21 protein-coding genes and 1 pseudogene are annotated in these 26,511 nt (G+C 69.3%); 10 read left to right on the forward strand and 12 right to left on the reverse strand.

Annotated elements, in window-relative coordinates:
• Nucleotides 1-94 precede the first annotated feature (94 nt).
• From EF387_RS38125 to EF387_RS38155, 7 genes are all read left to right on the forward strand, one after another.
• A complete protein-coding gene (locus EF387_RS38125; RefSeq protein WP_128381191.1) occupies nucleotides 95-2,992 on the forward strand; it encodes a sensor histidine kinase in 2,898 nt (965 codons plus the stop codon).
• Complete coding sequence (locus EF387_RS38130; protein ID WP_128381192.1) at nucleotides 2,989-3,483, forward strand: roadblock/LC7 domain-containing protein; 495 nt, start codon at nucleotides 2,989-2,991, stop codon at nucleotides 3,481-3,483. Before EF387_RS38125 ends, EF387_RS38130 begins: the two co-directional genes overlap by 4 nt.
• Complete coding sequence (locus EF387_RS38135) at nucleotides 3,480-3,893, forward strand: DUF742 domain-containing protein (RefSeq protein ID WP_128381193.1); 414 nt, start codon at nucleotides 3,480-3,482, stop codon at nucleotides 3,891-3,893. The genes EF387_RS38130 and EF387_RS38135 overlap by 4 nt, the downstream gene beginning before the upstream one ends.
• Nucleotides 3,874-4,515: a GTP-binding protein gene (locus tag EF387_RS38140; RefSeq protein WP_128381194.1), complete on the forward strand. Its 642-nt coding sequence runs from the start codon at nucleotides 3,874-3,876 to the stop codon at nucleotides 4,513-4,515. Before EF387_RS38135 ends, EF387_RS38140 begins: the two co-directional genes overlap by 20 nt.
• Nucleotides 4,516-4,587: 72 nt before the next feature.
• Entirely contained in the window at nucleotides 4,588-5,841 is a 1,254-nt protein-coding gene (locus tag EF387_RS38145; RefSeq protein WP_128381195.1) for a styrene monooxygenase/indole monooxygenase family protein, read from the forward strand.
• An 889-nt stretch (nucleotides 5,842-6,730) separates the two neighbouring features.
• Nucleotides 6,731-7,537, forward strand: a complete 807-nt coding sequence (locus tag EF387_RS38150) for an SDR family oxidoreductase (RefSeq protein WP_128381196.1) — start codon at nucleotides 6,731-6,733, stop codon at nucleotides 7,535-7,537.
• A 27-nt stretch (nucleotides 7,538-7,564) separates the two neighbouring features.
• Nucleotides 7,565-8,458 carry a helix-turn-helix transcriptional regulator gene (locus EF387_RS38155; RefSeq protein ID WP_128381197.1) on the forward strand — a complete coding sequence of 298 codons (894 nt, stop codon included), beginning with the start codon at nucleotides 7,565-7,567 and terminating at the stop codon, nucleotides 8,456-8,458.
• 1,022 nt (nucleotides 8,459-9,480) lie between these two features.
• On the opposite strand, the gene EF387_RS38165 is transcribed toward EF387_RS38155, so the two are convergent.
• A complete protein-coding gene (locus EF387_RS38165; protein ID WP_128381198.1) occupies nucleotides 9,481-10,470 on the reverse strand; it encodes a DUF5937 family protein in 990 nt (329 codons plus the stop codon).
• Between the two features lie 61 nt (nucleotides 10,471-10,531).
• Between EF387_RS38165 and EF387_RS38170 the strand changes: the two genes are divergently transcribed.
• Both EF387_RS38170 and EF387_RS38180 read left to right on the forward strand, forming a co-directional pair.
• On the forward strand, nucleotides 10,532-11,776 hold the full coding sequence (locus EF387_RS38170) for an MFS transporter (protein WP_162467281.1): 1,245 nt from the start codon (nucleotides 10,532-10,534) through the stop codon (nucleotides 11,774-11,776).
• A 265-nt stretch (nucleotides 11,777-12,041) separates the two neighbouring features.
• Nucleotides 12,042-12,185, forward strand: a complete 144-nt coding sequence (locus EF387_RS38180) for a DUF2191 domain-containing protein (protein WP_420802670.1) — start codon at nucleotides 12,042-12,044, stop codon at nucleotides 12,183-12,185.
• Between the two features lie 65 nt (nucleotides 12,186-12,250).
• On the opposite strand, the pseudogene EF387_RS38185 reads toward EF387_RS38180, so the two are convergent.
• From EF387_RS38185 to EF387_RS38225, 9 genes and pseudogenes are all read right to left on the reverse strand, one after another.
• Nucleotides 12,251-13,491: pseudogene (locus tag EF387_RS38185) on the reverse strand (IS701 family transposase).
• 459 nt (nucleotides 13,492-13,950) lie between these two features.
• On the reverse strand, nucleotides 13,951-14,391 hold the full coding sequence (locus EF387_RS38190; RefSeq protein WP_238431932.1) for a peptidase inhibitor family I36 protein: 441 nt from the start codon (nucleotides 14,389-14,391) through the stop codon (nucleotides 13,951-13,953).
• A 527-nt stretch (nucleotides 14,392-14,918) separates the two neighbouring features.
• Nucleotides 14,919-16,439 carry a lysyl oxidase family protein gene (locus EF387_RS38195; RefSeq protein WP_128381202.1) on the reverse strand — a complete coding sequence of 507 codons (1,521 nt, stop codon included), beginning with the start codon at nucleotides 16,437-16,439 and terminating at the stop codon, nucleotides 14,919-14,921.
• 633 nt (nucleotides 16,440-17,072) lie between these two features.
• Nucleotides 17,073-17,648 carry a hypothetical protein gene (locus EF387_RS38200; RefSeq protein WP_128381203.1) on the reverse strand — a complete coding sequence of 192 codons (576 nt, stop codon included), beginning with the start codon at nucleotides 17,646-17,648 and terminating at the stop codon, nucleotides 17,073-17,075.
• Complete coding sequence (locus tag EF387_RS38205) at nucleotides 17,645-18,229, reverse strand: RNA polymerase sigma factor (RefSeq protein WP_128381204.1); 585 nt, start codon at nucleotides 18,227-18,229, stop codon at nucleotides 17,645-17,647. The genes EF387_RS38200 and EF387_RS38205 overlap by 4 nt, the downstream gene beginning before the upstream one ends.
• A gap of 356 nt (nucleotides 18,230-18,585) precedes the next feature.
• On the reverse strand, nucleotides 18,586-19,638 hold the full coding sequence (locus tag EF387_RS38210; RefSeq protein WP_128381205.1) for a C40 family peptidase: 1,053 nt from the start codon (nucleotides 19,636-19,638) through the stop codon (nucleotides 18,586-18,588).
• A 103-nt stretch (nucleotides 19,639-19,741) separates the two neighbouring features.
• The gene (locus EF387_RS38215; RefSeq protein WP_128381206.1) at nucleotides 19,742-20,104 is read right to left on the reverse strand and encodes a hypothetical protein; all 363 of its coding nucleotides are present in this window, start codon (nucleotides 20,102-20,104) and stop codon (nucleotides 19,742-19,744) included.
• Nucleotides 20,105-20,114: 10 nt separating this feature from the next.
• Complete coding sequence (locus tag EF387_RS38220; protein WP_128381207.1) at nucleotides 20,115-20,840, reverse strand: TetR/AcrR family transcriptional regulator; 726 nt, start codon at nucleotides 20,838-20,840, stop codon at nucleotides 20,115-20,117.
• A gap of 101 nt (nucleotides 20,841-20,941) precedes the next feature.
• Entirely contained in the window at nucleotides 20,942-21,868 is a 927-nt protein-coding gene (locus EF387_RS38225; protein ID WP_202918495.1) for an AurF N-oxygenase family protein, read from the reverse strand.
• Between the two features lie 92 nt (nucleotides 21,869-21,960).
• Here EF387_RS38225 and EF387_RS38230 point away from each other — a divergent pair, with 92 nt between their 5' ends.
• Nucleotides 21,961-23,067 carry a ferritin-like domain-containing protein gene (locus EF387_RS38230; protein WP_128381209.1) on the forward strand — a complete coding sequence of 369 codons (1,107 nt, stop codon included), beginning with the start codon at nucleotides 21,961-21,963 and terminating at the stop codon, nucleotides 23,065-23,067.
• 133 nt (nucleotides 23,068-23,200) lie between these two features.
• Here the strand turns inward: EF387_RS38230 and EF387_RS38235 are convergent, their stop codons facing one another.
• Both EF387_RS38235 and EF387_RS38245 read right to left on the reverse strand, forming a co-directional pair.
• The gene (locus EF387_RS38235) at nucleotides 23,201-24,661 is read right to left on the reverse strand and encodes a penicillin-binding transpeptidase domain-containing protein (RefSeq protein ID WP_128381239.1); all 1,461 of its coding nucleotides are present in this window, start codon (nucleotides 24,659-24,661) and stop codon (nucleotides 23,201-23,203) included.
• Nucleotides 24,662-24,729: 68 nt separating this feature from the next.
• Nucleotides 24,730-26,082, reverse strand: a complete 1,353-nt coding sequence (locus EF387_RS38245; protein WP_128381210.1) for an FtsW/RodA/SpoVE family cell cycle protein — start codon at nucleotides 26,080-26,082, stop codon at nucleotides 24,730-24,732.
• Between the last annotated feature and the right edge of the window lie 429 nt (nucleotides 26,083-26,511).

Raw genomic sequence — 26,511 nt, forward strand, 5'->3', positions numbered from 1 at the left:
CTGCCCACCGGCACTGGGATGGTCGGGAGCCGTACCGGGGGACGCCCGAGTTGACGGATCGTCACCCGGGCCCATTGGGTACACGAGTTCAAGGATGCGAGCACCGGTGCAGAAGACGCGGACTCGGCGCAAAGGCAGGAAGACGGGCCCCGACGGGCAGCTCACCCCGGGCCTCACGCCGGACACGGAGCCCACGGGCCGGGGGCGCCCGGCCCATGTGCGCAACCGACTGATCATCGCCGTCGCCGTGGTGGCCGCCGCGATCGCCGGGGCCGGCGCGCCGACCGTCCTCGCCGCCTCCGCCCAGCTGCACGACGCGCAGAACCTGGTCACCCTAGCCGAGCAGACCCAGCACGCCCTCACCCTCGCCCACTCGCTGGCCGACGAGCGCGACGAGGTCACCGTCTACGTCGCGCAGGGCCGCCCCAAGGGCAAGGGGCCATCCGAGCAGCGCAGCTCCCGCGTCGACCGGCAGATCGAGGAACTGCGCACCGACGCCCCGGCCGAACTGCGGAGGGAACTCGACGCCATCGCGGCCGTCCGCCGCGCATCGCTCACCGGAAAGAGCAGCGCCCTCGAGGCGCACCAGGAGTACTCCGGCACCATCGCCGAGCTCCACGCCCTCGCCGAACGGCTGGCCGAACAGCTGCCGCCCCGGGCGGGCGGCGGCGCACACGCCCTCGCCGACCTCGACCTCGCCGTCCAGCAGGCCGCCGCCGCCCGCGGACTGCTGCTCGCCGCGCTCGCCGTGCCGACCAGGACCACCACCACGATCGACCCGATCACCGGTCTGCCCGAGACCACCACCGGCTCCTCACCGTCGGACACCAGGCAGCGGGCCGCCCTCAGCGCCGCCGCACAGCAGGCCCACGTCCGCGAGGAGGCCGCGCTCGCCGACTTCCGCGACGCCGCCCCCAAGGCCACCCGCGGCGCCTACGACTCCACGGTCACCGGGCCGGACGTCGTCCAGGCCGAGAAGTACCTGAAGCGGCTCACCGACCAGCCGACCCTCTCCGCCGATGAGCTCGACACCAACGCCGACAGGCTGGACAGGACGCTGTCCGCCCGCATCGACCTGATGCGCGGGGCCGAGTCGGCGCTGAACGACCGGCGCACCAAGGACCTGGAGAAACTGCGCGACGACGACGTCACCGCGCTGGAGATCCGCATCGCCCTCATCGGTGTCATCCTGCTCGTCGCGGTCGGCTTCGCCATGGCCGTGGCCCGCACCCTCACCCGGCCGCTCGCCGTGCTGCGCCTCGGCTCCGCCCGGCTGGCCGGCGAGCCCGGCACCGGAGAGCCGATCCGGTTCAACGGACGCGATGACGAGTTCGCACAGGTCGTACGGTCCGTCAACGCCCTGCACGCGCACACCGTCGCGCTCCAGGAGCGGCTCGCGACCCTCGAAGGCGACCGCAAGCACCTGGTCGGGCAGCGGCAGAAGATGGCCGACGACCGGGAGGGGCTGCGCGCCCAACTCGCCGACGCCACCGCACAACTGGAGCGGATGCGGGCCGGCATCCACGGCACCTTCGTCAACCTGGCGCTGCGCACGCTCGGACTGGTGGAGCGCCAACTCGGTGTCATCGAAGGACTGGAGCAGCGGGAGCAGGACCCCGACCGGCTCGCCACGCTCTTCAAGCTCGACCACTTCGCCACCGTCATGCGCCGGCACAGCGAGAACCTCCTCGTCCTCGCGGGCGCCGACCACGGCCACCAGCACCCCGGACCGGTGCCGCTCGTCGACGTCGTACGGGCCGCGGTCAGCGAGATCGAACGGTACGAGCGGGTGCGGATCGCGGCACTGCCGCCCCACGCGCACATCGCCGGGTTCGCGGCCGACGACCTCTCGCACCTGCTGGCCGAACTCATGGAGAACGCCACGTCGTTCTCGCCGCCGGACATCCCCGTCGAGGTCTCCGGGTGGCTGCTGGAGAGCGGCGAGGTGATGCTCTCGGTGCAGGACGAGGGCATCGGCACGAGCTCCGAGCGGCTCGCCCAACTCAACCTGCGACTCGGGCAGTTCAACCCCGACGAGCCCTACGACCACAGCGGTGGGGACGGCCTCGGACTCGGCCTCTACGTGGTCGCCCGGATCGCCCACCGGCACGGCGTGCGGGTGCGGTTGCGGGATCAGAAGCAGGGCGGCATCGCCGCGGTGGTCGTCCTGCCGAAGACCCTGCTCTCCGCCGCCCCGCCCGCGGCCGTGGTCGCGCCCGTGGACGGCGGCGCACCCTCCCTGTCACTGCCGGGCGCCGACGCGGAGGCCAACTCCAATCGGCTGGACGGCCGTTCACCCGGCACGGTGGATCCCTTGATCGCGGCGGCGGAGCGTGCGGCACGGCCTGACGTACCGGCCGAGGCACTGGACGGCGTACCGGCCGACGCACTGGACGGCGGGCGCGGGGCGGGTCAGGCACCGGCTCAGGCGGAGGCGCAGGCACAGACCCCGGCACCTGAAGAGACCCCGGGCGGTGGCGGACCCGACGAGCCCCTGCCGGCCGAGACCACGATGGAACTGCTCGCGCCGATCCCCGCGGCCGATGAGCCCGCCGAACCCACGGCGGCCGAGGTCACGCAACCGGCCGCGGGCGAGCCCACCGAGCCCACCGAGCCCGAGTACCGCGCCGCGAGCCCGGCCGATCCCTATGCCATCGGCCCCGACGCCCACGCCCGCACGCCCGACGAGGCCGACGAGGCGAGGGCCCCGCGCACAACCGACAAGGGGCTGCCCAAGCGGACGCCCAGGATCAGCCCACAGGTCCGGATGCCGACGGCGCGCGCGGGGGGTGTGGACGCCGAGGCGCTGCGCAGGCGGCTCAGCGGCTTCCACCAGGGCGCCGCCGCCGGCCACCGCGATGTCGAGGCGGAGATCGCCGAACGCATGGGGGAACAGGCCGAGCCGGGACCGGCAACGGGGGAAGCCGCCGGTGGGCCCCGGGAACGTACCGGAGAAGTCAAGGGGGACACAGTCGAGGAGGCACGCAGTTGACTGCGCCCAGTACCTATGGACTGAGCAGCGAAGCCCGCAATCTGCACTGGCTGCTGACGAACCTCGTGGAGGAGGTGCCGGGGCTGCTGTCGGTCGCGGTGGTCTCCTCCGACGGTCTGCTGCTGCTCTCCTCCGACCCCGGGAGGACCCAGCAGCAGCACACCGCGCCGGCCGCGGGGCCACGCGGCTCGTCCGCCGACCTCGCCACCGTGGTCTCCGGCATCGCCAGCCTCACCATCGGTGCCGCCAGGCTGATGGACGGTGGCGCGGTCAAGCAGACGATGGTCGCGATGGACGAGGGCAGCCTCTTCGTGATGTCGATCAGTGACGGGTCGCTTCTCGGTGTGCACGGCGCCCCGGACTGCGACATGAGCGTGGTCGCGTACCACATGGCGCTCTTCGTGGGCCGCGCCGGACACGTCCTCACCCCCGAACTCCGCACCGAACTGCGCCAGTCGATGGAGGCCAAGTCGATGGGGAGCGCCCAGTGACCACGCCGCGGCTGCCGGTGCGCGGCGGAGACCGCAAACCCGCCCGGGTCCGGCCGTACTCGCTGACCGGCGGCCGCACCCGCTTCGGCCACGTGCTGCTCGTCGAGACGTTCGTGACGAGCACGGCCGCGCTCGAAGCCCCCGAGGAGCGCAAGGAACTGCCCAAGGGCTCACTGACGACCCGGGTGATGCCCGAGATGCAGGCCATCGTCGAACTGTGCCGCCGGATGCGGACGGTCGCCGAGATCGCCGCGCTGCTGAAAATGCCGCTCGGCGTGGTCCGTGTGCTCCTCAGCGACCTCGCGGACCAGGGAAAGATCCGTGTGTACGGAACCGGAACCGGTCACGGCCCGGGGCGGCCGGACCGCGCTCTGCTGGAAAGGGTGCTGAGTGGACTCCGTCGTCTCTGACGTCTCCCGTGTCACAGGGCTTGTGGAGCCGGAGCCCGAGGAGGAGTTGAAGGCCTGGCAGACCGACCGCACCCGGGCCCCCATAGCCACCAAGATCGTGGTCGCGGGAGGCTTCGGGGTCGGCAAGACCACCCTGGTCACCGCGGTCTCCGAGATCGCGCCCCTGCAGACCGAGGCGCTGATGACCGAGGCCAGTGAGGAGACCGACGACCTCACGGCCACCCCGGGCAAGACCACCACCACGGTGGCCATGGACTTCGGCCGCATCACGCTCGACGACGACCTGGTCCTCTACCTCTTCGGCACGCCGGGACAGCAGCGGTTCTGGTTCATGTGGGACGACCTGGTGCGCGGTGCGATCGGCGCGGTCGTCATGGCGGACACCCGACGGCTGTCCGACTGCTTCCCGGCACTCGACTACTTCGAGAGCTGCGGACTGCCGTACATGGTCGCCGTCAACCACTTCGACGGCAGCGAGCGGTTCCAGCCGGAGGACGTGCGCGAGGCCCTCACGATCCCCCCGCACATACCCGTCATGATCATGGATGCGCGCCGCCGGATCTCGGCGATCGAGACCCTCCTGGCCCTCGTCGGCCACGCGCTCGCCGTCAGCCCCGAGTAACGCACAGCCCGCCCGGTCAACGCCAACCAAGCCCCGAACAGCCGGAGTTCCGGAGTAGGAGTCAGCAGAAGCATGCGCAAGATACTCGTCGTCGGAGCCGGACAGTCCGGACTCCAGCTCGCCCTCGGACTCCAGTCGCACGGATACGAGGTCACCCTGATGTCCAACCGGACGGCGGACGAGATCCGGGGCGGCCGGGTGATGTCGACACAGTGCATGTTCCACACGGCGCTGCAGCACGAGCGAGACCTCCAGTTGAACTTCTGGGAGTCCGAGGCCCCGAGGATCGAGGGACTCGGCGTGTCCGTCGCCGTCCCCGGCTCCTTCGACCCCGGGCCCTCACAGCGCGCCATCGACTGGGTGGGCCGGCTCGACGGCTATGCGCAGTCGGTGGACCAGCGGGTGAAGATGGCCGGCTGGATGGAAACGTTCGCCCAGCGCGGCGGCCAACTCGTCATCCACGGCGCCGCCGTCTCCGACCTGGACTACTTCTCCCGCACCTACGACCTGGTCCTCGTCTCCGCCGGCAAGGGCGAACTGGTGTCGATGTTCGGCCGGGACGCCACCCGCTCCCCGTACGCCGAGCCGCAGCGGGCCCTCGCGGTCGCCTACGTCCACGGCCTCGGCCCGCGCCCCGAACACCCGGAGTACGAGGCGGTCCGCTGCAATCTCGTGCCGGGCGTGGGCGAACTCTTCGTGATGCCGGCCCTCACCACCTCCGGCCGCGCGGACATCCTCTTCTGGGAGGGCATACCCGGCGGCCCGCTCGACGTCTTCACCGGCGTGAAGGACCCGGCGGAGCACCTCTCCCTGACCCTGGAACTCATGGAGCGGTTCCTGCCCTGGGAGTACGCGCGGGCCACGAAGGTCGAGCTCACCGACGCGGGCGGAACCCTGTCCGGCCGCTACGCCCCCACCGTCCGCAACCCGATCGGCCGGCTGCCCGGCGGCGGCCTCGTCCTCGGGGTCGCGGACGTGGTCGTGGCCAACGACCCGATCACCGGCCAGGGCTCCAACTCCGCGTCCAAGTGCGCCGCCTCGTACCTCGCGTCGATCCTCGAGCACGGCGAGAAGGAGTTCGACGAGGCCTGGATGCAGCAGACCTTCGACCGCTACTGGGACACCGCCCAGCACGTCACCAAGTGGACCAACGCGATGCTCGGCGCCCCGCCGGAGCACGTCCTCAACCTGATCGGCGCGGCAGGCGCCCTCCAGCCGGTCGCCGACCGCTTCGCCAACGGCTTCAACGACCCGGCGGACTTCGAGAACTTCTTCTACGAGCCGGAGAAGACGGAGGCTTATCTGGCATCGGTTTCCGGGGCCTGACGACCCCCTGACCAGCGGCCCGGCCGTCATGGTCTGTCGTTGTTGGTCGTCCTCGGTCGCCCTCGGACGGCCCTCGGACGGCCCGGCAGGGGCCGCTTGGGAGCTCCCAGCTCCGGCTGAGTACAGGACGTGGACGCCTGGTGCTTGTCGCGTCGCTTGTCGTCTGGCTTGTCGCTTGTCGGGCCGCAGGTCAGAGCCTGTTTCAGGGTCTCCAGCCACGATCTCACCCGCGTGGCGCGACAAGCGACAAGACAAGGGCGCCGACGGCATCTCCCGCATGGCCGAGCTGTCGGGGTAGGAAGAGCAAGAAGGACCACCCTTCGGGCGGGCGTTCTTCAGCCGCCCCGCGATCGCGGCCCCGCCGTCGTGAGCGGCTACTGGCGGGTTTTCGCAGGTCAAGGCCGCTCTTAGAAGAGGAGGAGGTGTGGACGCTGCGGACGCTGTGACGAGCGGGAGGCTCCGGCCGGAGCGAGAAGAGACCACCCCGCCGCCGCGCCTGGCGGTCTCTTCATCCACGAGCACACCCGCCGGACCGGAACCCGTATCCGCGGGCGTGAAGCCGCCGATGCCCGCACAAGCATGAGGAGCACCAGGCGCCCTGGTGCCGCACATGCAAGGGGTGCGCACACGGCGGTGAATGGCGGTACGTCGTACATGTGCCTGGCGCGGATCACTGCTCAGTCAGCGCACCAGGCAAGGGGGTTCTGACAGTACCTGGATCACCAGGGTCTCCCAGACGTCCAAAACGCCTGTCAACCTGGTTGAGTCGAAAGCGCCGACAACACTCCATGGACACGCACTGCAGCTTTACCCTCATCAGTTCAATTCAGCTGCCCAGAATGCGCGACTGTGTCGGCGCATTGTTCCACGGCAGAAGGGACGGAGATCAATGGCGGACGCCCAATTCACCACTCGCACAGAACTTTTCGATCTGAGTGGGAAGTATGCCCTTGTCACTGGCGGCACCAAGGGCATTGGGATGATGATAGCGCGCGGCCTTCTCCAGGCGGGCGCCCGCGTTGTCATCAGCTCACGCAAGGCAGACGCGTGCGCTGAGGCACAGCATCTACTGTCCGAATTCGGCGACGTTCAAGCAATTCCCGCCGACCTGTCCAGGCACGACGAGTGTCAGCGCCTCGCTGATCTTGTCAAGGCCGACTCAGAACGCCTGGACATCCTTGTCAACAACGCGGGAGCGATGTGGCGCGAGCCGCTGGCGACGTTCCCGGACGAGGCATGGGACGCAGTGATCGACCTCAACCTTAAGTCGCCGTTCTGGCTGGTGCAGGCGCTGCTTCCCGAACTTCGCAGGGCGGGCACCGCCGATGATCCCGCGCGGATCATCAACATCGGCAGTATCGCCGCCATCCACGTCGCCCAGTCGCCCAACTACTCGTACGCAAGCAGCAAAGCGGCACTCCATCAACTCACCAGAGTGCTTGCCAGAGAGCTGGGCCCACAGCACGTCACGGTGAACGCGGTAGCACCGGGAGTGTTCCCGTCACAGATGATGGCGTCCACGCTCGAAGCCATCGGCGACACGATCGCGGCGGCGGCCCCTCTGCGCCGACTCGGCCGCGACGACGACATGGCGGGTATCGCCGTGTTCCTCGCCAGCCGGGCCGGGTCCTACCTCACGGGCACCATCATCCCGGTAGACGGCGGCATCGCGACGACCGCAACGGGTACCCCTTAGACTGCGGAACGGGCGTACGGTGAGGGAATGGCCACGATGGATCTACGCACCGAGATCCGGGAGTTTCTCAGCTCGCGTCGCGCCCGCATCACACCCGAGCAGGCGGGCCTGCCCGCATACGGCGGCAACCGTCGGGTCAAAGGTCTGCGCCGCGAGGAGGTAGCGCTACTGGCGGGGGTGTCAGTCGACTACTACGTGCGCATGGAGCGCGGCAGCCTCGCCGGTGCCTCCGACGGCGTGCTCGACGCGTTGGCCTCTGCCTTGCAACTCGACGAGGCCGAGCGCGACCACCTGTTCCACCTCGCGCGCCAATCCAGGGCGCCCAGCGGCCCACGCCGGCGCAGGTCTGCCGTGACGGTGCGCTCGACACTACAACAGGTGCTCGACGCGATCTCTGATGCGCCGGCCTGGATCTGTAACGGCCGTTATGACGTGCTCGCCATGAATCAACTCGCCCGCGCGCTGTTTTCACCGGTGCTGGCCCACCCGCGACGGCCAGCGAACACAGCGCGGTTCGTCTATCTCAACCCCGCGGCAGCCAGAGATTTCTTTGTCGACTACGACCAAGTTGCCGGTGACGCGGCCGCGAAGCTACGCATGGAAGCCGGCCGCAATCCGCACGACGAGGAGCTGATCGCCCTGGTCGGCGAACTGTCAACGTGCAGTGAGCTATTCCGGCAGCGGTGGGCATCTCAGGACGTGCGGCTGCACCGGTCCGGACGCAAGCGGGTGCACCATCCGATCGTGGGCCGGCTCGACTTGGACGTCGAGTCCCTGGAACTGCCCGCCGAACCCGGCCTGCACCTCAACGTCTACACCGCACCCGCGGGCACGCCGACCGCTGACAATTTGGCGCTCCTGGCGTCGTGGGCGGCCACCCAACAGACGCTGGCAACCGAGCTCGAAGCACACAACGGATAGTCCAACCCCTTCAGCCGTACTAGGGTCCGTCTCCCCGACCAGCGCGGGCAGACCGCACCGCTCGGCCAGCCGCACCACCAGCCCCAGCCCGCCGTACACCATCAGGTTCGGATCATCGAACGCGGATGAGACCGCCGCCGCGGCATGGGAAGATTGCATATCGGAAGTGCCTTGCCGATCATGCCTGATGCGGTCTTAGGGCTTGCCGGGAAATAACTTGCGTGCTCCAGGTCTTGACACCGCAGCTCAGGAGCGATGCTCGCCGACGAATTATTTATCGGCGAGCCCTTAGGGGTCCTTTCACTATGCCGGCCCGGGTCGCGTGGTCTGGCACCGCTCCCCCAAGCTCTCGGCTGCGCTCGAGCAGGGGGCACCCCCATCGCCGCGTTGCCAAAAGGTCCTAGTAGCTCCGCTACGAGGACCTTCCGGCGCCTTGCGATGCACGGCACCAGACCACGCGACCTGATCGGGCGCTCATAGTGAAAGGGCCCCTTAGAGAAACCCCATCATCGGAAGGTCGCAAGGCACTTCTTCGTTTCTGGGTGAGCCATCCACGGGCATCAAGCCGGTGGATCCTGGCTCAGTAATCGCGAGATTATGCGCTAGGAGGCCCTGCATTCGCAGCACCAGACGATGCAGGGGCAGCGACTTCGGGGAGCGCAAAATTTGATCCGCTCACGCCTGACCATCCGCGCAGATCCTGATCCAGAATGTCGTCAAGCCTATTCAAGATATCGGCTGCGATTAGCTGCCCCAGCATCGGTGGCATCATCTCCCTTGTAGCGCGGCCACCATCGCCCTGTGGAGTCGGTGGCTTCGACCTTTCGCACCGTGGCGATCAGCTCTTGTGGGCCGCGGGTACGGAGAGCTGTGAAGACCTCTGACCACGTGGCCATGCCGTACTCGGTGACCAGCCGCGACGAGGACGGCAATCCGGGGAGGGCAACCGGCCCCCCACCGGGAATGCCATACAGGGGGCCTTCTAGTACTCCAGCTGTAGATCGTGATCTTCATGGCCTGTCTCAGCGGTGCAGGGCTTCGCCTCTGGCTGTTCTGGCGTAGAGCACGATTCGTCCTGTTCGGTGGGGCGCTACGAGGCCGGCTTGGGCGAGCTTGTGCAGCTGTGCGGATACACCGCCAGGGGCCAGTCCGGTTCGGTTGGCGAGCTCCAGGGTGCTGGCTGGGGTTTCAAGGAGGTTGAGGAGCATGGCTCGGGTGGCGCCGAGCACTGGGGCCAAGTCGGCGGTGTCGGCGCGTGATTCCCACAGGGTTCCGATGCCACGGACGGGGTAGCGGATCACGGGGACCCAAGGCGCCGATGTCTTGACGTAGAGCGTTGGCCACGCGAACGCCGACGGTACCAGGACCAAGCCGCGCCCCTCTAGTGAGCGACGCGGATCGAGAAGGTCTGCCTGTCGGTTGGCGATCCGTAGAGTTCCGGTGGCCTGATCGAAGGCGAGGTCGGCGTGAATGTCGGCAAACATCGCGGCAGGTCCGCGCTCAGTCAGGGAGCGAGCCCGGTGGTGGATATCGGACTCGAGCAGGGCTCGGATCCTCGGCCAGGTCGGAGCCAGGGTGCGCTGCCAGTACCGACGTAGGTCACCAACGATCGTTTCCATTTCGCGTCGGGGCGCGCGCAGCATCGGTGCCAAGCTGGCCGGCAGGTCGCCACCGAAGACTGCGGCCAGGTCACGGCGGACGACATCGGACGGGGTGCGGCGCACCTGGTCGAGTTCGTCGTCGAGCGCAGCCAGGGGTGAGAGCGGGGTGGGCGCAAGGAACCCGGGAAGGTGGCTCGGGGGTCCGGCGGTGAGGTCGCGCGCTGCGGCCGTCCCAGGTCTGGTGAGGAGCGGGTCGTGGCGGTGATCGGACAGCCATGGCATGTGGATCGCGTGGCTTGCCGGCTGGGTCAGTGTCCTGATGGATGCCAGCAGCTCCCAGGCTGGCGAGACGGCCCAGCGTAGTTGGCTCAGATCAGCCGTACCCAAGGACAGGGTGAGCGTGGGCGTCATGAGCATTCACTCTAACGTGAATCCATTGAGAAGCGTGATGAGTTCCCGGACGCTGCCTGCCATGACTGAGACCATCGCGACGGAACCGGCAACCGCTCCACGGGAGCGCACTCGGTATCTCACGGCGTCCGGGGTTGCGTTGTGGGGTGCCCAGATCGGTCAGGCGGCCGTTCCGTTGACGGCGGTCACCGTGCTGCACGCGGGGGCAGAAGGGACGTCGCTGTTGCAGACCGCGCTGACGTTGCCCTTCGTGATCCTTGGATTGCCGGTCGGCGCGTGGCTGGACCGGGTGCGGCGCCGTCCGGTCATGATCGGCGCGGACTTGGTGCGGGCGGCCGCGCTGATCACCGTGCCTGTTGCTGCGTGGTTCTGGCGTTTGACGATGACCCACCTGCTGGCAGTCGTGGTGGTTCAGGGCGTGGCGACGGTGTTCTTCGACCTGGGCGCCCAGAGCTTCGTCAAGGATCTGGCTCCTGGTGCCCTGCTCGCGCGCACCAACGCGCGCTTGGCCACGATCACCCAGGCAGCAGTCATCGCAGGTCCACCGTTGGCCGGGTGGGCGGCCGGACTGCTGGCCGCACCCATGGTGCTGCTCGTCATGGCCGCGGGATACCTGTGGTCCGCGGGGTGGTTGTCCACACTCACCACGCGCGAGCGTCCGGCCAGTGATGCCCCTCGACGGCATCTACTACACGAGATCGGCGAGGGCGTCGGGTTCGTCGCCCGCCAGCCTGTCCTACGCACCGTGGTGATCGCCGGCTCCATGGTCAACATTGGCATCGCCGGAGTGATGACGCTGCTCCCAGTGCTCGTACTGACCGAGCTCGGATGGAGTGAGGGGAATCTAGGGATATTCCTCGGCGCTGGAGGTGTCGGCGGCCTGATTGGCGCCATGACAGCCGTCAGGCTGGCCGACAAGCTCGGCGCAGGTCGAGCGGTCCTGCTCGTCGGGATCGCGGTCGCACCACTGGCTATCGCCATCCCTCTGCTCGGCCAACCTGTGCCCGGCTCCCTTGCAGCTGTCGGGTGGGCGCTGGTCATGCTCAAAGTCGGCTTCGACTCCGTCCTGATGATGACTTTCCGGCAGCAAGTCACCCCTGCCAGCCTCATGGCCCGTGTCAACGGCACCATGCGTGTGCTCTTCACCGGCGCTGTCGCGCTTGGCGCCGCAACAGCTGGTGCTCTGGCTACGGCCAGCGGTATCCGGTGGGCCCTGGGAGCCTCGGCCTCGTTCCTGGCCTGTGTGTGGATCCCGATCGCGCTGTCGCCGGTTCGGCGAATGACCACCCTCGGAACTAACCCGTGACCCAGCCGCGTCGGGGCGCGATCGCAGGCGTGATGACCCTCGTCGCCCTCGCCTGGCGCGTCCACGACGTTACACACCGGCTCGGCTGGTCGGCCTGGCGGCGTCGTCACCAGGCACGATCACGCACCAGCCACTACCAGCGACAAGCCTCAGCCGGCCATGAAGATCACGATTACTCCAGCTGTAGATCGTGATCTTCGTTGTTGCGTGTCATCGATTCCTTGAGCGGTTAAGGTCCGGATGCAACGCGACGAAGGGGAGCACCGTGGCCAAGATCAACGTCAGTCTCGATGCTGAGCTGGTAGTAAGGGACTACATCGCCCGCGGCCATCGCACGGAGGCACGCGCCGAGCTCAGGGACCAGAGTTTGCACGAGGTCGAGATCAAGCCGCAGGATCCGCAGGGCTGATCATTCAGCGCGCTTGAGGTCATCACATTTGACTGGCACGCTCAAGGTTCAATGGCACGGGACATTCATGTCCGGGATGCGGCTTGCCGCCGGTAATGACTGGTGCGGGACCGGGCTTGATGGCGGCGTCGCCAGTCGGACCAGCCGAGCCGGTGGGCTGCGTCGTGGACCGGCTGGACGACGAGTCTGATGAACAGGCGCTGGATCTCGTTGCAGGACAGCAAGACCAGGTCGGTCGGTCCGGGATGGCGGGTGTGTTCGTCGGCACGAACGACGGCGAGGAAGGCGTGGGCGAGCATGGCGAGGGTGACCCAGCGGCTCCAGGAGGGGTAGCAGCGGACTTGGTGCTCGTCGAGTCCGGCCAGCCCCTTCCCTGTCTGGAAGGTCTCTTCCACCCGCCATCTGGATCCGGCGACCCGCAGCATCTCGGTCAGCGGCACCGGCCGGGGCAGAGAAGCAGCGGTAGTAGGCGAGTTCGCCGGTGGCACGGTTGCGGCGGATCAGCAGTTGGTGGTGGCCCGGGCCGGGGTCGGCCAGGTCGATGACCGCCCAGTCGTAGAAGCGGTGCCCCTTCGCGCCGCGTCCGGCCGAGCGCTTCTGCCAGGCCCGTTTCGGCAGCTTCGTTGCCAGGGCATCCGCGCGGAACTTCCCCGCGCCGGTGGAGACTTCGGCCGAGCAGGCCACCGCGAGGGCATAGCCGATGCTGCGCTCCTGCAGAGCCGTGCGGAGTTTTGGGTTGCCGCCGTAGACCTCGTCCCCGGTGACCCAGTCGACGTGGTGACCGGCATCCAGGAACCGCTCGATCATCGTGCGGGCCAGTTCCGGCTTGGTCGCGAAGGCGGTGTCCTCGCCGAGCCCTGCGGCCTGGCAGCGGTCCGGGTCGCTCGTCCAGGAGCGCGGGATATACAGCTCCCGGTCCACCGCCGCGTGTCCGCGCGCGCCCGCGTAGACGAGGTAGACCGCGACCTGGGAGTTCTCGATCCTGCCGGCGGTGCCGGTGTACTGGCGCTGGACGGCGACGGTGTGGGTGCCTTTCTTCACGTCGCCGGTCTCGTCGACGACCAGCACCGCGGCCTCGTCGTTCAGGTGCTCGACGACGTATTCGCGCACGTCGTCCCGGACGGCATCGGCGTCCCAGACGGCCCGGGACAGCAGATGCTGCATGCCGTGCGGGCTGGCCTCTCCGGGCCCACTCCGCGATGGTCCAGCAGTTTTTGCGAGGCAGGTCCGACAGCAGTCCCAGTACCAACCGCCCGGCCCGCAGACGGGGTTCGTACCGGGCGAAGCGGCTCGCGATCCGTCCCATGGCCACCTCGAACGCCTCCCGCCAACGGGCGGGATCTATGCTGTGACCTGCGGCCACCGTCTCGTCGTTTGTCCACACAACTCACGATGATCAACGGTGGCCGTACCCGTCCCCGCACCGGCCCTCACCAGCAAGATCACGATCTACAGCCGGAGTACTAGGGGTGGACGGCACCAGGCCCCCTGGTGCTCCTCTTGCTTGTGCGATCGACGCCGCGCACCTCACTTCATGCCAAGCTGGGTGGCCAGTCCATCTCTGACTGTGTCCCAGTCCTCCCGGGTGAGGCTGTAATACACGGAATCTCGAAGGTGTCCATCTCGGAGGTGGCCTGATGGTTCGGAACCGTAGGACGCCGGCGGTGGGGCCGCGCTCAGTGCGGCCTCCACGGCGAGATCGCCGATGGGCGTCGTGACCCTATGAGGTGTGGTTCTCAGGCTGGCTTGAGGCATCTGGTTGGCCTCAACGGATGATCCCCTGGGTGACGTGCGGCGTCCCGCTACACAGGCCGTTGTCGCTCCAGATGCGGATGGCGTCAACATCATTGGCCCAAGTGCCCTTGCCGCTGAGGGCATAGTCCCCGAGGTTGACCTGCGTATTTGCCGGGATGCAGAGGTAGCGGCTGTTGGACTGGCTACGGGTGTCGATCAGCCAAACCGAGTCGTCGTTGCGTGTATTGACGACGGAATCCGCCTTGTCCTTCCGATCGTTCGAAAGGGTCTGAAGGTAGGTGTCCTTGTACTGAACGAGCTTGCTCCCGCTGTCATAGGCGCCGTTGTACAGGCACACATAAGGGTACGAGCAGTCGCGGTATGACGACGCCTGAGCGGGCGTTGAGAGAGATGCCGCCAGAGCGGCGGCGGTGGCCAGCAACGCCAGTGAACTTGCCAGCTCTTTTCGCATATTCAGCCTTTCGCCCCTTCGGACTGGAGTTCTCCAGGTTTCCTGTAAGGCCCTCGGGCGTCCACGGCTGGCTTGGGGGCGCTCGAAGCGCCAGCTGGGAGTGTGTTCGTCTGGCCACTCCTTCGTGGTGTCCCCGCGTGCTCTGTTACTGGGACCACTCCCGCGCTCCTGGGGCTGAGCTGACTGGTAGGACGGCCCACAGACGGCCCACGGCTCGATGCGGCACTGCCAGTTGGGGATAACACGCTGGTAGAAGCCCTGTAGGGTCGTGGGCTGGTTTCTCTGAGCCGGAGAAGACGGAGGTCTATCTCGCCTCGGTGGCCGGCGCCTGACGGGCCCCTGACCTGCGATCCGGCTGTCGTTGCCTGGCGTCGTCTGTCGTTGTCTGCCGTCTGTAGTAGTCGGCCGCCTTCGGACGGCCCACAGACGGCCCGGTGCCCCTGACAGTGAGGGTGCCGCCGGCCGCTGTCGGTCCGGCCGGGCTTGTCGTATGCGGGCGGAGGCGTATGCCTCCGCCCGCCGGGTGATCAGGGAGCGTCGACCATGCCGTACTTCGGCACGGTCACCGTGCGGGCCCCCGGCGTGCCGCCGAGGACGACCTTGCGGTACGTGACGTTGTTGGCCGTGCTCTCCTCCTTGAGCCGGTTGTCGGGGTTGGCGATGACCTGGATGTAGTAGGTGCCGTTCGGCAGATCCGTGACATCGAAGGACTGGCCGGGCCGGGACTGCTCGTAGGTGTCGCCGCTGCCGATGTCGAGCACCTCGCGCACGGAGACGGAGGTCTCCTCACCGCAGGCGCTTTCGAGGTCGGTGCTTTCCGGGTGCCAGTTGGCGTTCTTCACCGTGTAGTCGATGGCGTCGGTGTTGGCCAGGCAGAACGCCTCCTTGCCGCTGCGGACTATCTCCTTTTTGTCCGCGCCGACCAGCCGGTAGCTGGCGAAGTCGGTGAAGTGCCAGTGGTCGTGGAGGTCCCGGGCGTCCCACTCCATCGTGCCGGCGGGCGTGTACCCGACCTGCGTGCCCTTGGCGTCGTAGAAGTACTGGTACGCGTCCATCTTCTCCTGGCCGGCACGGCGGAACCCGTCCACGACCAGCGGCGAGGCGCCGCCGTTCCAGACGGTGGCGCCGAAGGCGAGGTAATCCTTCTTCGGGACCGTTTCGCCGTCGCCCTCTCCTCCGTCGGTTATGGAGATGCCGAACGCCGGAAGGGCACGCAGGTCGGGCTTGGGCGCGTTGGGCGGTACCTCTGCCTTGCCGGACGGACGGCGGGCGGCCGGCTTCGGGTTCTTCGACTCGTTCTCCTGCCCGCGCTGGACGCCGGCCAGACCCCGGCCCTCGCCGGAGTCCTGCCCGCGGATCGTCACCTTGATGGTCTGGGTCTCGTTCGGCATACCGAACAGGTCGCGGTACTTCTTCGCCACCGATACCTTCGCGGTGTAGACGCCGGCGGGCAGGTCGAGCGCGTCCTCATCACGGAACCCCGGGGACGTGGCTGCCGCCCAGCCCTTCTCGACACCCCATACCCCACCGAGCGCGAACGGGTTGCTGGCGCAGACCGAGGGGTACTTCGAGGTGGTCGGGGCGTCCGGCCGGATCCGGCCCGCCCGGTCGTTCGGGCAGAACGACTGCGTGGTGTCGGCCACCTTCGCGCCCGACGCGTCGCTGAGGCTGACCTCGAGGAAGTTCGGCAGGCCGGAGAAGTCCTTCACCAGGCCCTCGGGCAGGGTCTTGGTCACCGTCCGGCTACCGGAGCGGATCACCTGCGACGCGACGACGGGGTCGTCGTAGGACTTGCGTGTCACCTTCATTTCCAGCGGTCCACCGTCGACCGTGATGTAGGTGCCGAGGTTCAGGTAGACCCCCCGCTCACCTCGCCATGGGCTGAGGGTCACCGAGGAGGAAGAGGCGATCAGGTTGAGCTTCGGCGTACCCGCCTGGGGCGCCGCTCCCGCGCCGGGCGCCACGACGGTTCCGGCGGCGGCGACTGTGAAGGCGGCGGCGGCGATGATCGCCGAACGCCGTAAGGCCCGGGGGTGGTGTCTGGTCATGAGTGCTCTTTCTGCGTCTGGTCGGGACGGCCGTGCACTTCTTGCGGCACCGAGGGGGACCCTCACGTGCCATCTGTGAACAGTGTGAGAAGTCGCTTCAGGTTGCTCGGCAGCCGAAAGTGCCCTGAATGTCGGCTGTTTGCCGCTGTCAGCTCGGTGTTCCCAAGGGCGGCAAGACCCGGGACGGCCGCTTCCGGACCCCGTGGCCGACGTGCTCAGGGCCCACGATCCGCTCTCGTCGCGGCCGGAGTAATTCCCGGTCCGGAGACCAACCTCGGTCCGGGGTTTTCGACTGGAGCAAAGCGCAGCGGCGGCTCACACAGAAGCCACCGCACTCGCTGACGTACAACACGGGCCCAGACGGCGTACTCGCAGGGTGATCCCAACTCGTCTGCGGCGAGAGCCGCACGGTCGGCCTCACGGCCCACAGGCCCACGGCTCTCTACTGGCCGCCTCGTTGGCGAGAAACCGCCAGTAGAGAGCTTGTGGGGTCGAGGGTCGACTTCTCCGGGCCGGAGAAGACCACGGCTTATCCAGCTTCGGTCGCCGGCGCCTGACCTGTGCCTGACCGGCGGTCCGGTCGGCGTTGCCGGTGATTGTCGGTCGTACTCCCGCCCTGATGTCCCGTCCTGATCAGGTGTTCGGCTCCAGCTTGCAGGGGGAGATCTTGCCCTTGAAGAGGGAGTAGGCGAAGCCGGCGGGGCTGGCGCCCTCTGCGGCGTAGTTGTCGATCCTCAACGTGTCGCCCTGCTTCAGGGTCTTCTTCCACTTCTTCGCCTTCTCCGTCGGCGGACCCGCCGGCTCGTCCACCGCGGCGGGGTCGATCCCGACGATCTGGGCCAGCAGTTGGGCCTCGGGAACGGCGCACCGCATCTTGCTCGGCACCTGGTTCACCTGGGTGTTGACACCCGCCTCCTCCAGCTTGCGCACCAGGTCCTGCTGCTCGGGCCCGCTGAGAACGATGTCATCCAGCTTGAGAGTGACAGTGCCGTCGGAGTTCTTCTCGACCGCGTACGCGGGCGTGGTCCCCGCACCCGGCATGGCGACGACGGCGGCCGCCGCCACACCGCAGGTGGCCAGAGCGATGCCCACGCGGCCCGGGGTAACCACACGGCGGGCCGTGGAGGGTACGGGGCCGTCCTCGGCCGCCCGCAGCGCCACCTCACCCTTGAGTTCGTTCAGCAGTCGGTCTTCGAACATCGTGTTCACGCGTTTCCCCTCATATACGAAATTGATGTGACTTCAGAACCCGGCAACCCGCCCTGCTGCTCTGCGCGCTTGGCCGCCGCGCGCAGGGTCTTGCGGGCGCGGTGCAGCCGCACCCGTGCCGCGACCGGGCCTATGCCGAGAGCCTTCGCGGCTTCCGAGACGGTCAGCTGGTCCACGACGACGAGTTCGAGGACCGCCCGCTCGCCCTCCGGGAGCCCGGCGAGCGCCTCACGGTGGCGCCGTGCGGCGGCCTCGGCGTCGATGCGCTCCTCGAGCCGGACGACGTCGTCCGGCTCGAGGAGCCGGCGCCCGGCGACACGGGCGTTGGCCCGCGACTCGCGGGCGGCCCGTCGCCACTCGGCCGATACGGCGTTGCGCGCTATGCCGTACAGCCAGGCCGTCTCGCTCCCGCGGCCCGGGCGGTAGGTGTCCGCCGAGTCGAGCATCGCCAAGAACACCTCGGCGGTGACGTCGGCGACCAGATGCGGATCGGTGATCCGCCGCGCCACGAACCGCGTCACGCCGTCGACATGACGTCGGTAGAACTCCTCGAACGCGGCAGGATCCCTTACTAAGTGCACGCGATCGCTCCCTCTGCTTTCACCCGGATCACCGGCCGGGCGGACGCTCCGCCCGGGAGGCCGCCCCGGCTCCGGGCCGGCCTACACCTCTTCTTGGTCGATGGTCGGAAAGGTGTTACAGGATCCTTCGGGGAGATGTTCTTCGGGCGCCCAAGCCCCTTGGGGGTCTGGCGGGAGGCGCTCACGCTCCTTGGGAGGTTGGGGGCGCGGGCGGCTACGCCCCTTGGGGGTCTGGCGGGAGGCGCCCACGCTCCTTGGGAGGTTGGGGGCGCGGGCGGCTACGCCCCTTGGGCGTCTGGCGCGCAGGCGGCTACCGGGTAGTTGGGCGCGCCCGCGAGCGCCGGCGGCCAGGCGGCTCACCGCCGCGCGGGCTCCCCGCCCGGGTCGGGACGTACGGCACCGAGCACCGGGTTGGCCGCGATCGGCGACACCGTCACCGTGGTCCCAGGACGGGGCGCCTGCACCACCTTCCCACCGCCGAGGTACATGGCCACGTGCGTGGCGTCGGGGAAGTACACGACGAGGTCCCCGGGCCGCAGTTCGTGCAGGGACACACGCCGCAGCCGGGCCCACTGGGCCTGGCTGGTCCGCGGGATCGGCCGCCCGGCGTTCGCCCACGCCCGGGAGGTGAGTCCCGAACAGTCGTAGCCGTGGGGGCCCGTGGCACCCCACACATACGGTTTGCCGATCTGCCGGAGGGCGTAGCGCACCGCGGCCTCGCCCGCCGGCGACGGGGTGCGCGTGCCGCCCAGGACCCCCGATGTGATCATCGTCCGCTGTGCCCGTGCCACCTCGCGCCGCTCCGACGCGGCTACCGCGGCGCGCTGTTCGGCGTTGAGCGACGCGAGAAGTTTCTCGACCTCCGCGAGCCGCTCGCGTACCGCGTCGCGTGACTTCTTCTGCCGTTCGGCGAGGGCGAGTTGACCGTCCAGGGCGGTCCGTGCGCGCACCGCCAGCCGGGCGGTGGTGCGTTCGTCCTCGGTGAGCCGGTTCACGGTCTCGGCCCGCTCACGCGCCAACTGCCGGATCACATGCCCCTGTTCGAGAGCGCGCTGTGGGTCGTCGGCGAGGAACATACGCATGAGCGGGGTGATGTCGTCGGCACCCTGGTACTGCTGGCGGGCGAGCCGTCCGGCGGCGTCTCGGCTGTGGTGGAGCGAGATCCGGGCCCTGGCGAGGCGCCGGCCGATGCGGGCGACCTCGGCCCGCTGCGTTCTCAGCCTCTCCTCGGTGGCGTTGTACCTCTCGGTGGCCCGCTCGGCCTCCCGGTACAGCCGCCCGAGGTCCGCCAGCAGTTCACCGGCGGAGCGCTCGGCGGGCTTCGGCACGGCCGCCACGGGAGTGGGGGCGAGGACAGCACCGGCCGCCATCGCCGCCGTGCACACCAGACGCAGCAGGGTTCCCGACAATGACATCACCTCCGCTGCGGGACGGCCCCTCCGCCCCGCAGGGGGAGGACTAGCGGGTCCGGCCGGACCGTGCGCGGAGGCTCGGCGGTGCGGGCCGGGGAGGTCACTCGTCGGCGGCATCCGCCCCGGCGTCCGGCGTAACGCCCGGGCCGGGGCCGGACGGACGCTCGGGTTTTGACCAAGGCCACTTGAGCCGACGGCCCTTGTCGCCCTCGGGGTCGAACGCGTACTTCCAGCCCTGGTGAAGGCCGAGACTCCCCCAGGCGCGGCTGAGCTTGCCCGGGGGGACCCCCATGCTCGTGCCCGCCTGCACCCGCCGGTAGACGAGCACGGTCGGCGGACCCCCGGCCGCGTCCGGCACCGGCACGCGATAGGTCTTCGGCGGATGCCCGGTCGGCCCGAGCAGCACGGGCAGCACCCGCCCGTCGAGGGGGCCGCCTTCGAACAGGGTGTCTTCGCTCTTCACCGGACCAGTGTCACAGCAGATGCCGGGCGTCCCCGACAACCGGCAGCACCCGGCGGGCCAGTCCGCCGACGGGACCGTCGGCGGACTCCAGCACCAGGGCGGCCCGTACGACGCCGGCGGTCTGCGCGTCCCGGCCCGCGGTGGCCAGCAGACTGGCCACGAACTGCTCGACGAGCCAGTCCCGCAACTCCTCGACGGGCGGCCGCTTTCCCTCGTCGAGCCAGATCAACGAGGCGCCCTCCACGGCACTGATCCACATCCGCACGGTCATCCTGAGCCGGGGGCCCGGCTCGCCGGCGCGGAGGTGACTCAGGATGTGCTCGGCGGCCGCCCGCCGCACCCCGTCGACTATGGCGGTGGTCCGTGACGTCTCCACCACGCTCCCGCCCTGCAACAGGGCGCTGAACCCGGCGTCGTGCTCGTCGACGAAGGCGAGATAACGGTCGAGGGCGTTGCCGAGCCGGCGGGTGAGCGGGCCCTGCGGAGGCTCCGCGAAACAGTGCTCGAGCTCGTCGGCGGCGGTGCGCAGCGCGGCCTCGTACAGCTGCTGCTTCCCACCCGGGAAGTACCGGTACACCAGCGGCCGTGAGACTCCCGCCGCCTCCGCCACGTCGTCGAGGGAGACCTCCTCGGGGGCCCGGTGGGCGAAGAGGGTGAGCGCGGCCTCGAGCAGTTGGCTGCGCCGCTCCTCGACACTGAGCCGGCGGTAGGCGGGTGTGGGGGCCTGCGGGGTCATACGGGGCAGCGTAATCGCCGTGCGGCGCCGCTGCCTGGGGTGGCGGGGCGGATGGCAGGGCGGGTGGCCGGCGGATGGCCGGCGGGTGGCCGGGCGGAGCCCTACGCCAGCAGCCCGGAAGACCTCCACAATCGTCGCCCCGCGCCCCGCAACACCCCGATGTCATCCAGGAAGTCGGTCAGGCGCTTCGCTCCGGTCTGCATCACCTCGCGCCGGTGCCCGCTCGCCCGCACCTGGGCGACGGCCTCCCGGCGGTCGAGACCGACATTCGTGTACACCTGCGGATTGACGAAGGCGAGGGAGAGGACCCGGGCCGCCTCCCCGCTGCTGATCCGCGTCAGCTCCCGCTCCCAGCGCGGAGCGGTCACCATCTGCCGCCGCAACTCCTCACGCGCGTACCGCACATGCCGTGCCTCCTCCACCACGTGGATCCGCGTCACCCCGCGCACCAGCGGCTGCACCCGCTCGTCCGGAAACGTCAGCCGCTGCATCCAGTCGAGGATCTCCTCACCGAGCAGTGTGCACGCGAACGAACCGGGCGTCGTGGACACCGTCTTCAGCACCCGCGCCAGATTGTGGTGCAGCCGCGACACCGGATACCCGGGCACGCCGCTCTTCTCGATGAACCGCGCGAACATCATCGAGTGCCGGCACTCGTCCGCGATCTCGGTGAGCGCATAGCGCACATGCGCGCTGGTCACGGACTTGTCGTAGATGTGCCGCACCAGCAGCTGCATCAGGATGATCTCGAACCAGATGCCGAGCGAGGCCAGCGAGGCCGCCTCGTGGCGCGCGAGGTCCATGCGCTGCCGCTCGGACATCCGCCGCCACAACGGGGTGTCGTAGAGCGAGACCAGCTCGGGCGGCCAGAACCACTTGCCGTCCTCGAAGGGCGCATCCCAGTCCAGCTCCCGGTCGGGGTCGAAGGAGTGCCTGGCGGAGGATTCCAGCAACCGCCGGGCGACCGACTCGCGGTCCTTGAGGACACCGAGCGCGTCACTGAGGTCGTGCACGTTACCGTGGGTCACAGCTGTTATGAGACTACCTGTCAGCAAGGTCGTCAATCCCTCGCGCATGCACTCGTTGACGCGACCTTCCGGCACGTGTGAGCGTGTCGGACATGTCTACGCATGACCTGTACGCCAAGGATCCCGACGGCCCGTTCTGGCAGGTGCCCGTCGCGGGTGCGGCACGGTTCAGCTGGGAGTACGACGAAGGCCGCGACCGCCTGCTCGCCCTGTACCAGAAGGGCAAGGACAAGCAGTGGGACGGCGCACTGCGCATCGACTGGGAGTTGGAGGTCGACCCCTGCAACGCGCTGGGCACGCCCGACGAGGCGATGTCGCTGTACGGGACCCGGTACTGGGCGAAGCTCACCGAGCGCGACAAGGGCGAACTGCGTCGGCACTACGCGGCATGGCAGTTCAGCCAGTTCCTGCACGGTGAGCAGGGCGCCATGATCTGCGCGGCACGCATCGTCGAGTCCGTCCCCGACATGGACGCCAAGTTCTACTCGGCGACGCAGACGATGGACGAGGCGCGACACGCGGAGATCTTCACCCGGTTCCTGCACGAGAAGATCGGCACGGTCTACCCGATCAATGACAGCCTCCAGTCCCTGCTGGGCGACACACTGCGCGACTCCCGCTGGGACATGCCCTACCTCGGCATGCAGGTCCTGATCGAGGGACTGGCCCTCGCCGCCTTCGGCGCCATCCGCGACACCACGGACAAGCCGCTGCCCCTGCAGATCCTGGCGTACGTCATGCAGGACGAGGCACGGCACGTGGCCTTCGGCCGGATGGCGCTGCGCGACTACTACAAGCAGCTCACCGACACCGAGCTCCGCGAACGCGAGGAATTCGTCATCGAGGGCTGCCACCTGATGCGCGACCGCCTGCGCGGCGTGGAGGTCCTGGAGAACTTCGGGATCCCCAGGGCGGAGGCGGAGCGGTTCAGCGAGGAGTCCGGGTTCCTGCGGCTCTTCAGGAAGTTGCTGTTCAGCCGGATCGTGCCCTGTGTGAAGGACATCGGCCTGTGGGGGAGGCGTCTGCAGGAGGCCTACGTGGACATGGGCGTCCTCGAGATGGGCGACTCCGACCTGGACCTCCTGATGACCCAGGACGAGGAGATCGCGGAACGCCTCGACGCGGAGCGCTTCGCGGCGGAGGAGCGGGAACGGGCCGCGGAGGTGGCCGAGGTGATCGAGTCCGGGGCGCGTCCCTGAGCGTCCGCCCGACGCGGTCCGCGCACGTCCCGTCGTAGCCCGCCGTCACAACCGGCGCCACGCACCTGCACCGCCCTCACCGTCGAACTCGCGGAGCCCGACGCCATGCTCCGCGTCTTCGAGGGTTGCGGATTCACAGGCCGAGCGCCGCCCTCATCACGTCCCGGGCGATCGGTGCCGCCGTTCCGCCCCCGCTGATCTCCGCCCGCCGCGCGTCCGCGTCCTCGACCACCACCGCCACCGCCACCCCCGGCTGCGGTGAGCCGTCCGCCTGGGCCCACGCGATGAACCACGCGTACGGCGTACCGGAGTTGCCGAGGCCGTGCTGGGCCGTGCCGGTCTTGCCGCCCACGGTCGCCCCGCGGATCGCCGCGTTGCCGCCCGTGCCCTCCCGTACCGCGTCCACCATCAACTCCCTCAGCCGCGCGGCGGTCGCCACCCGCATCGCCGGGCGCGACCCCCGCGGCCCGGCCCGGCCCACCGTGTCCCCGGCCCTGTTGGTGGTCCGCTCCAGCAGATACGGCGAACGCACCGAGCCGCCGGCCGCCACCGCCCCCGCAACCGTCGCCATCTGCAGCGGTGTCGCACGGGTATTGAACTGGCCGATCGAGGAGAGGGCGAGCTGAGAGGCGTTCATCCGCGTGTCGAAGTCGCTTCGCGCCACCGGCAACGGCACGCGCAGCCGCCCGTCGTTGAAACCGAACCGGGCCGCGGCGGCCGTCATCCCGGGCAGTCCCACCTGTACCCCGAGCCGGGCGAAGAAGGTGTTGCACGACCACGCGAAGGCATGGCGCAGCGACGCGTCCGCGCAGCCCTCCACCTCGTTCGTCAGCCGGACCTCCGTCTCCGGCAGCCGGTACGGGTCGGGTGAGTCGGTCGGCGCGTCCGGATCCCTCACCACGCCGGCATCCAGCGCCGCCGCGGCCGTCACCACCTTGAACGTCGAGCCCGGCGGATAGGTCTGGCCGATCGCCCGGTTGAGCATCGGCCGGTCCGGGTCACCGTTGAGCCGCTGCCACGCCCGGGCGACGGCCGAGCCCGTCCCCGACAGCCGGGCCGGGTCGTACGAGGGCGCCGACACCAGCGCCAGGATGCGGCCCGTTGCCGGTTCGACCGCGGCCACGGCGCCCTTCTTGCCCTTCAGTCCCTCGTACGCCGCCTGCTGCGCCCCCGCGTTGATGGTGGTCACCGCGTGACCGCCCGGCGTACGGGACCGGATCAGGTCGTTCCAGGCCGGCAGCAGCGGCGCGAGCAGCGGATCGGTACCGGAGAGGACCGAGTCCGCCGCGTGCTCCAGCAGCGACGTCCCGTACACCTGCGAGGCATAACCCGTGACGGGCGCGTACAGCGGGCCGTCACGGTAGGTGCGTTCGTAGCGGAGCTGCTCGCCGGAGTCCCTGGAACCGGTGACCGGCCGCCCCCCGACCAGGATGTCGCCGCGCGGCTGACCGTACCGGGCGATCAGCGTGCGGCGGTTGGCCGGGTTCTCCTCGTACGTGCCGGACTGGACGACCTGGACGCGGGCCGCGTTCACCAGCAGCGCGATCAGCAGTACGGCACACAGCGCCGCCGCCCGGCGGATGTACCGGGTCATGGCGTCGTCCCCCGTCATGGCGTGGCCCCCCGTCACGGCGTCGTCCCCCGTCACGGCGTCGTCCCCCGTCATGGTGGCGCCGGGGCGTCGTACTGGCTCCGCGCCGAGTCGCTGATCCGGACGAGCAGCGCGACGATGACCCAGTTGGTGACGACGGACGAACCGCCCCGGGCGAGGAAGGGCATCGCCATACCGGTGAGCGGGATGAGCCCCATCACCCCGCCCGCGATCACGAACACCTGCAGCGCCACGATCGAGGCCAGCCCGATCGCCAGCAGCCGCCCGAACGGGTCCCGCAGCGCGAGGCCCGCCCGGTAGCCGCGTTCGACGAGGAGCGCGTAGAGGAGGAAGATCGCGGACAGGCCTGCCAGGCCCAGTTCCTCACCCGCCGTCGCCAGGATGAAGTCCGACTTGGCGGCGAAGCCGATCAGGGTGGAGTGGCCGAGTCCGAGACCGCTGCCGAGCACACCGCCGGCGGCGAAGGCGAACAGCGACTGGGAGAGCTGGTTGGGGCCGAGACCCGCGTCGATCGAGGCGAACGGGTGCAGCCAGTCCTCGACCCTGCTGTGCACATGCGGTTCGAGGCGCCCGACCACCACCGCGCCGAGGACCGCGAGCAGCAGTCCGACCGCGATCCATCCGGTGCGGCCGGTGGCGACGTACAACATGATCACGAACAGTCCGAAGAAGAGCAGCGACGTGCCCAGGTCGCGCTCCAGGACCAGCACCCCCACGCTCAGCAGCCAGATCGCCACGACCGGACCGAGCACGCGGCCGGAGGGGAACTGGATCCGCCACAGGCGGCGGCCGGTGTGCGCGAGGGCGCCGCGGTTCGCCGCGAGATAGCTGGCGAAGAACAGCGCCAGCAGGACCTTGGCGAATTCTCCGGGCTGGAAGGAGAAACTGGCGATCCGGATCCAGATGCGGGCGCCGTTCACGGCGGTGAAGAACCCCGGCAGGGTGAGCAGGACGAGTGCCACGGCGACCGACACATACGCGTAGCGCCGCAGGAGCCGGTGGTCGCGCAGCAGGACCACCACCGCGATGAAGAGGGCGAAGCCGAGCGTGGACCAGACGAGCTGCGTGCCGGCCGCACGGTCGTGGGGCGTCTGGAGGTCGAGGCGGTGGATCAGCACCAGGCCGAGACCGTTCAGGAGGACCGCGATGGGCAGGAGCAGGGGGTCGGCGTACGGGGCGCGCAGCCGGACGGCGAGGTGCGCGAGCAACGCCAGCGCGCCGAGCCCGGCACCGTACCCGGTGGCGCCGGGCGGGACGGCGCCGCTGCGGGCGAGACCGACCGCGCAGTAGCCGTACCAGCACAGCAGCACGGCCAGGACCAGCAGGGTGAACTCGATGCCGCGGCGCCGGGGGAGGCGGACGGCCGGGACGGGGTCGGCCGCTGTCTGTCCGGGCGGGATCATGCCCGGAAGGTAGCAAGGTGGGGGCTTTATGTCCCGTTATGCCTGACGTCGTTACGGTCGGGTCGCCGCGCGGTCGGTTGTGTCTTCGCGCAGCCGTTGTTCGGGGCCTGTGCCTTGCTAGTGCCCGTGCCCATGCCCGTGCCTGTGCCTTGCTTGTGCCTGTGCCTGTGCCTGTGCCTTGCTTGTGCCTGTGCCTGTGCCTGTGCCTGTGCCTGTGCCTTGCTTGTGCTTGTGCCTGTGCCTGTGCCTGTGCCTGTGCCTGTGCCTGTGCCTGTGCCTGTGCCTGTGCCTGTGCCTGTGCCTGTGCCTGTGCCTGTGCCCGTGCCCGTGCCCGTGCCCGTGCCCGTGCCCGTGCCCGTGCCCGTGCCCGTGCCCGTGCCCGTGCCCGTGCCCGTGCCTGTGCCTGTGCCTGTGCTTGTTGTGCCGGGG

Origin of the sequence: Streptomyces cavernae, from assembly GCF_004023625.1 — a bacterium.
GTDB lineage: Bacteria > Actinomycetota > Actinomycetes > Streptomycetales > Streptomycetaceae > Streptomyces > Streptomyces cavernae.

Coding starts and splice junctions, on each gene's coding strand:
- EF387_RS38245 (WP_128381210.1), bottom strand. CDS start 26,082: ATGATCCCGCCCGGACAGACAGCGGCCGACCCCGTCCCGGCCGTCCGC.
- EF387_RS38195 (WP_128381202.1), bottom strand. CDS start 16,439: ATGACCAGACACCACCCCCGGGCCTTACGGCGTTCGGCGATCATCGCC.
- EF387_RS38145 (WP_128381195.1), top strand. CDS start 4,588: ATGCGCAAGATACTCGTCGTCGGAGCCGGACAGTCCGGACTCCAGCTC.
- EF387_RS38125 (WP_128381191.1), top strand. CDS start 95: ATGCGAGCACCGGTGCAGAAGACGCGGACTCGGCGCAAAGGCAGGAAG.
- EF387_RS38230 (WP_128381209.1), top strand. CDS start 21,961: ATGTCTACGCATGACCTGTACGCCAAGGATCCCGACGGCCCGTTCTGG.
- EF387_RS38170 (WP_162467281.1), top strand. CDS start 10,532: ATGACTGAGACCATCGCGACGGAACCGGCAACCGCTCCACGGGAGCGC.
- EF387_RS38190 (WP_238431932.1), bottom strand. CDS start 14,391: ATGCGAAAAGAGCTGGCAAGTTCACTGGCGTTGCTGGCCACCGCCGCC.
- EF387_RS38235 (WP_128381239.1), bottom strand. CDS start 24,661: ATGACCCGGTACATCCGCCGGGCGGCGGCGCTGTGTGCCGTACTGCTG.
- EF387_RS38155 (WP_128381197.1), top strand. CDS start 7,565: ATGGCCACGATGGATCTACGCACCGAGATCCGGGAGTTTCTCAGCTCG.
- EF387_RS38150 (WP_128381196.1), top strand. CDS start 6,731: ATGGCGGACGCCCAATTCACCACTCGCACAGAACTTTTCGATCTGAGT.
- EF387_RS38165 (WP_128381198.1), bottom strand. CDS start 10,470: ATGACGCCCACGCTCACCCTGTCCTTGGGTACGGCTGATCTGAGCCAA.
- EF387_RS38220 (WP_128381207.1), bottom strand. CDS start 20,840: ATGACCCCGCAGGCCCCCACACCCGCCTACCGCCGGCTCAGTGTCGAG.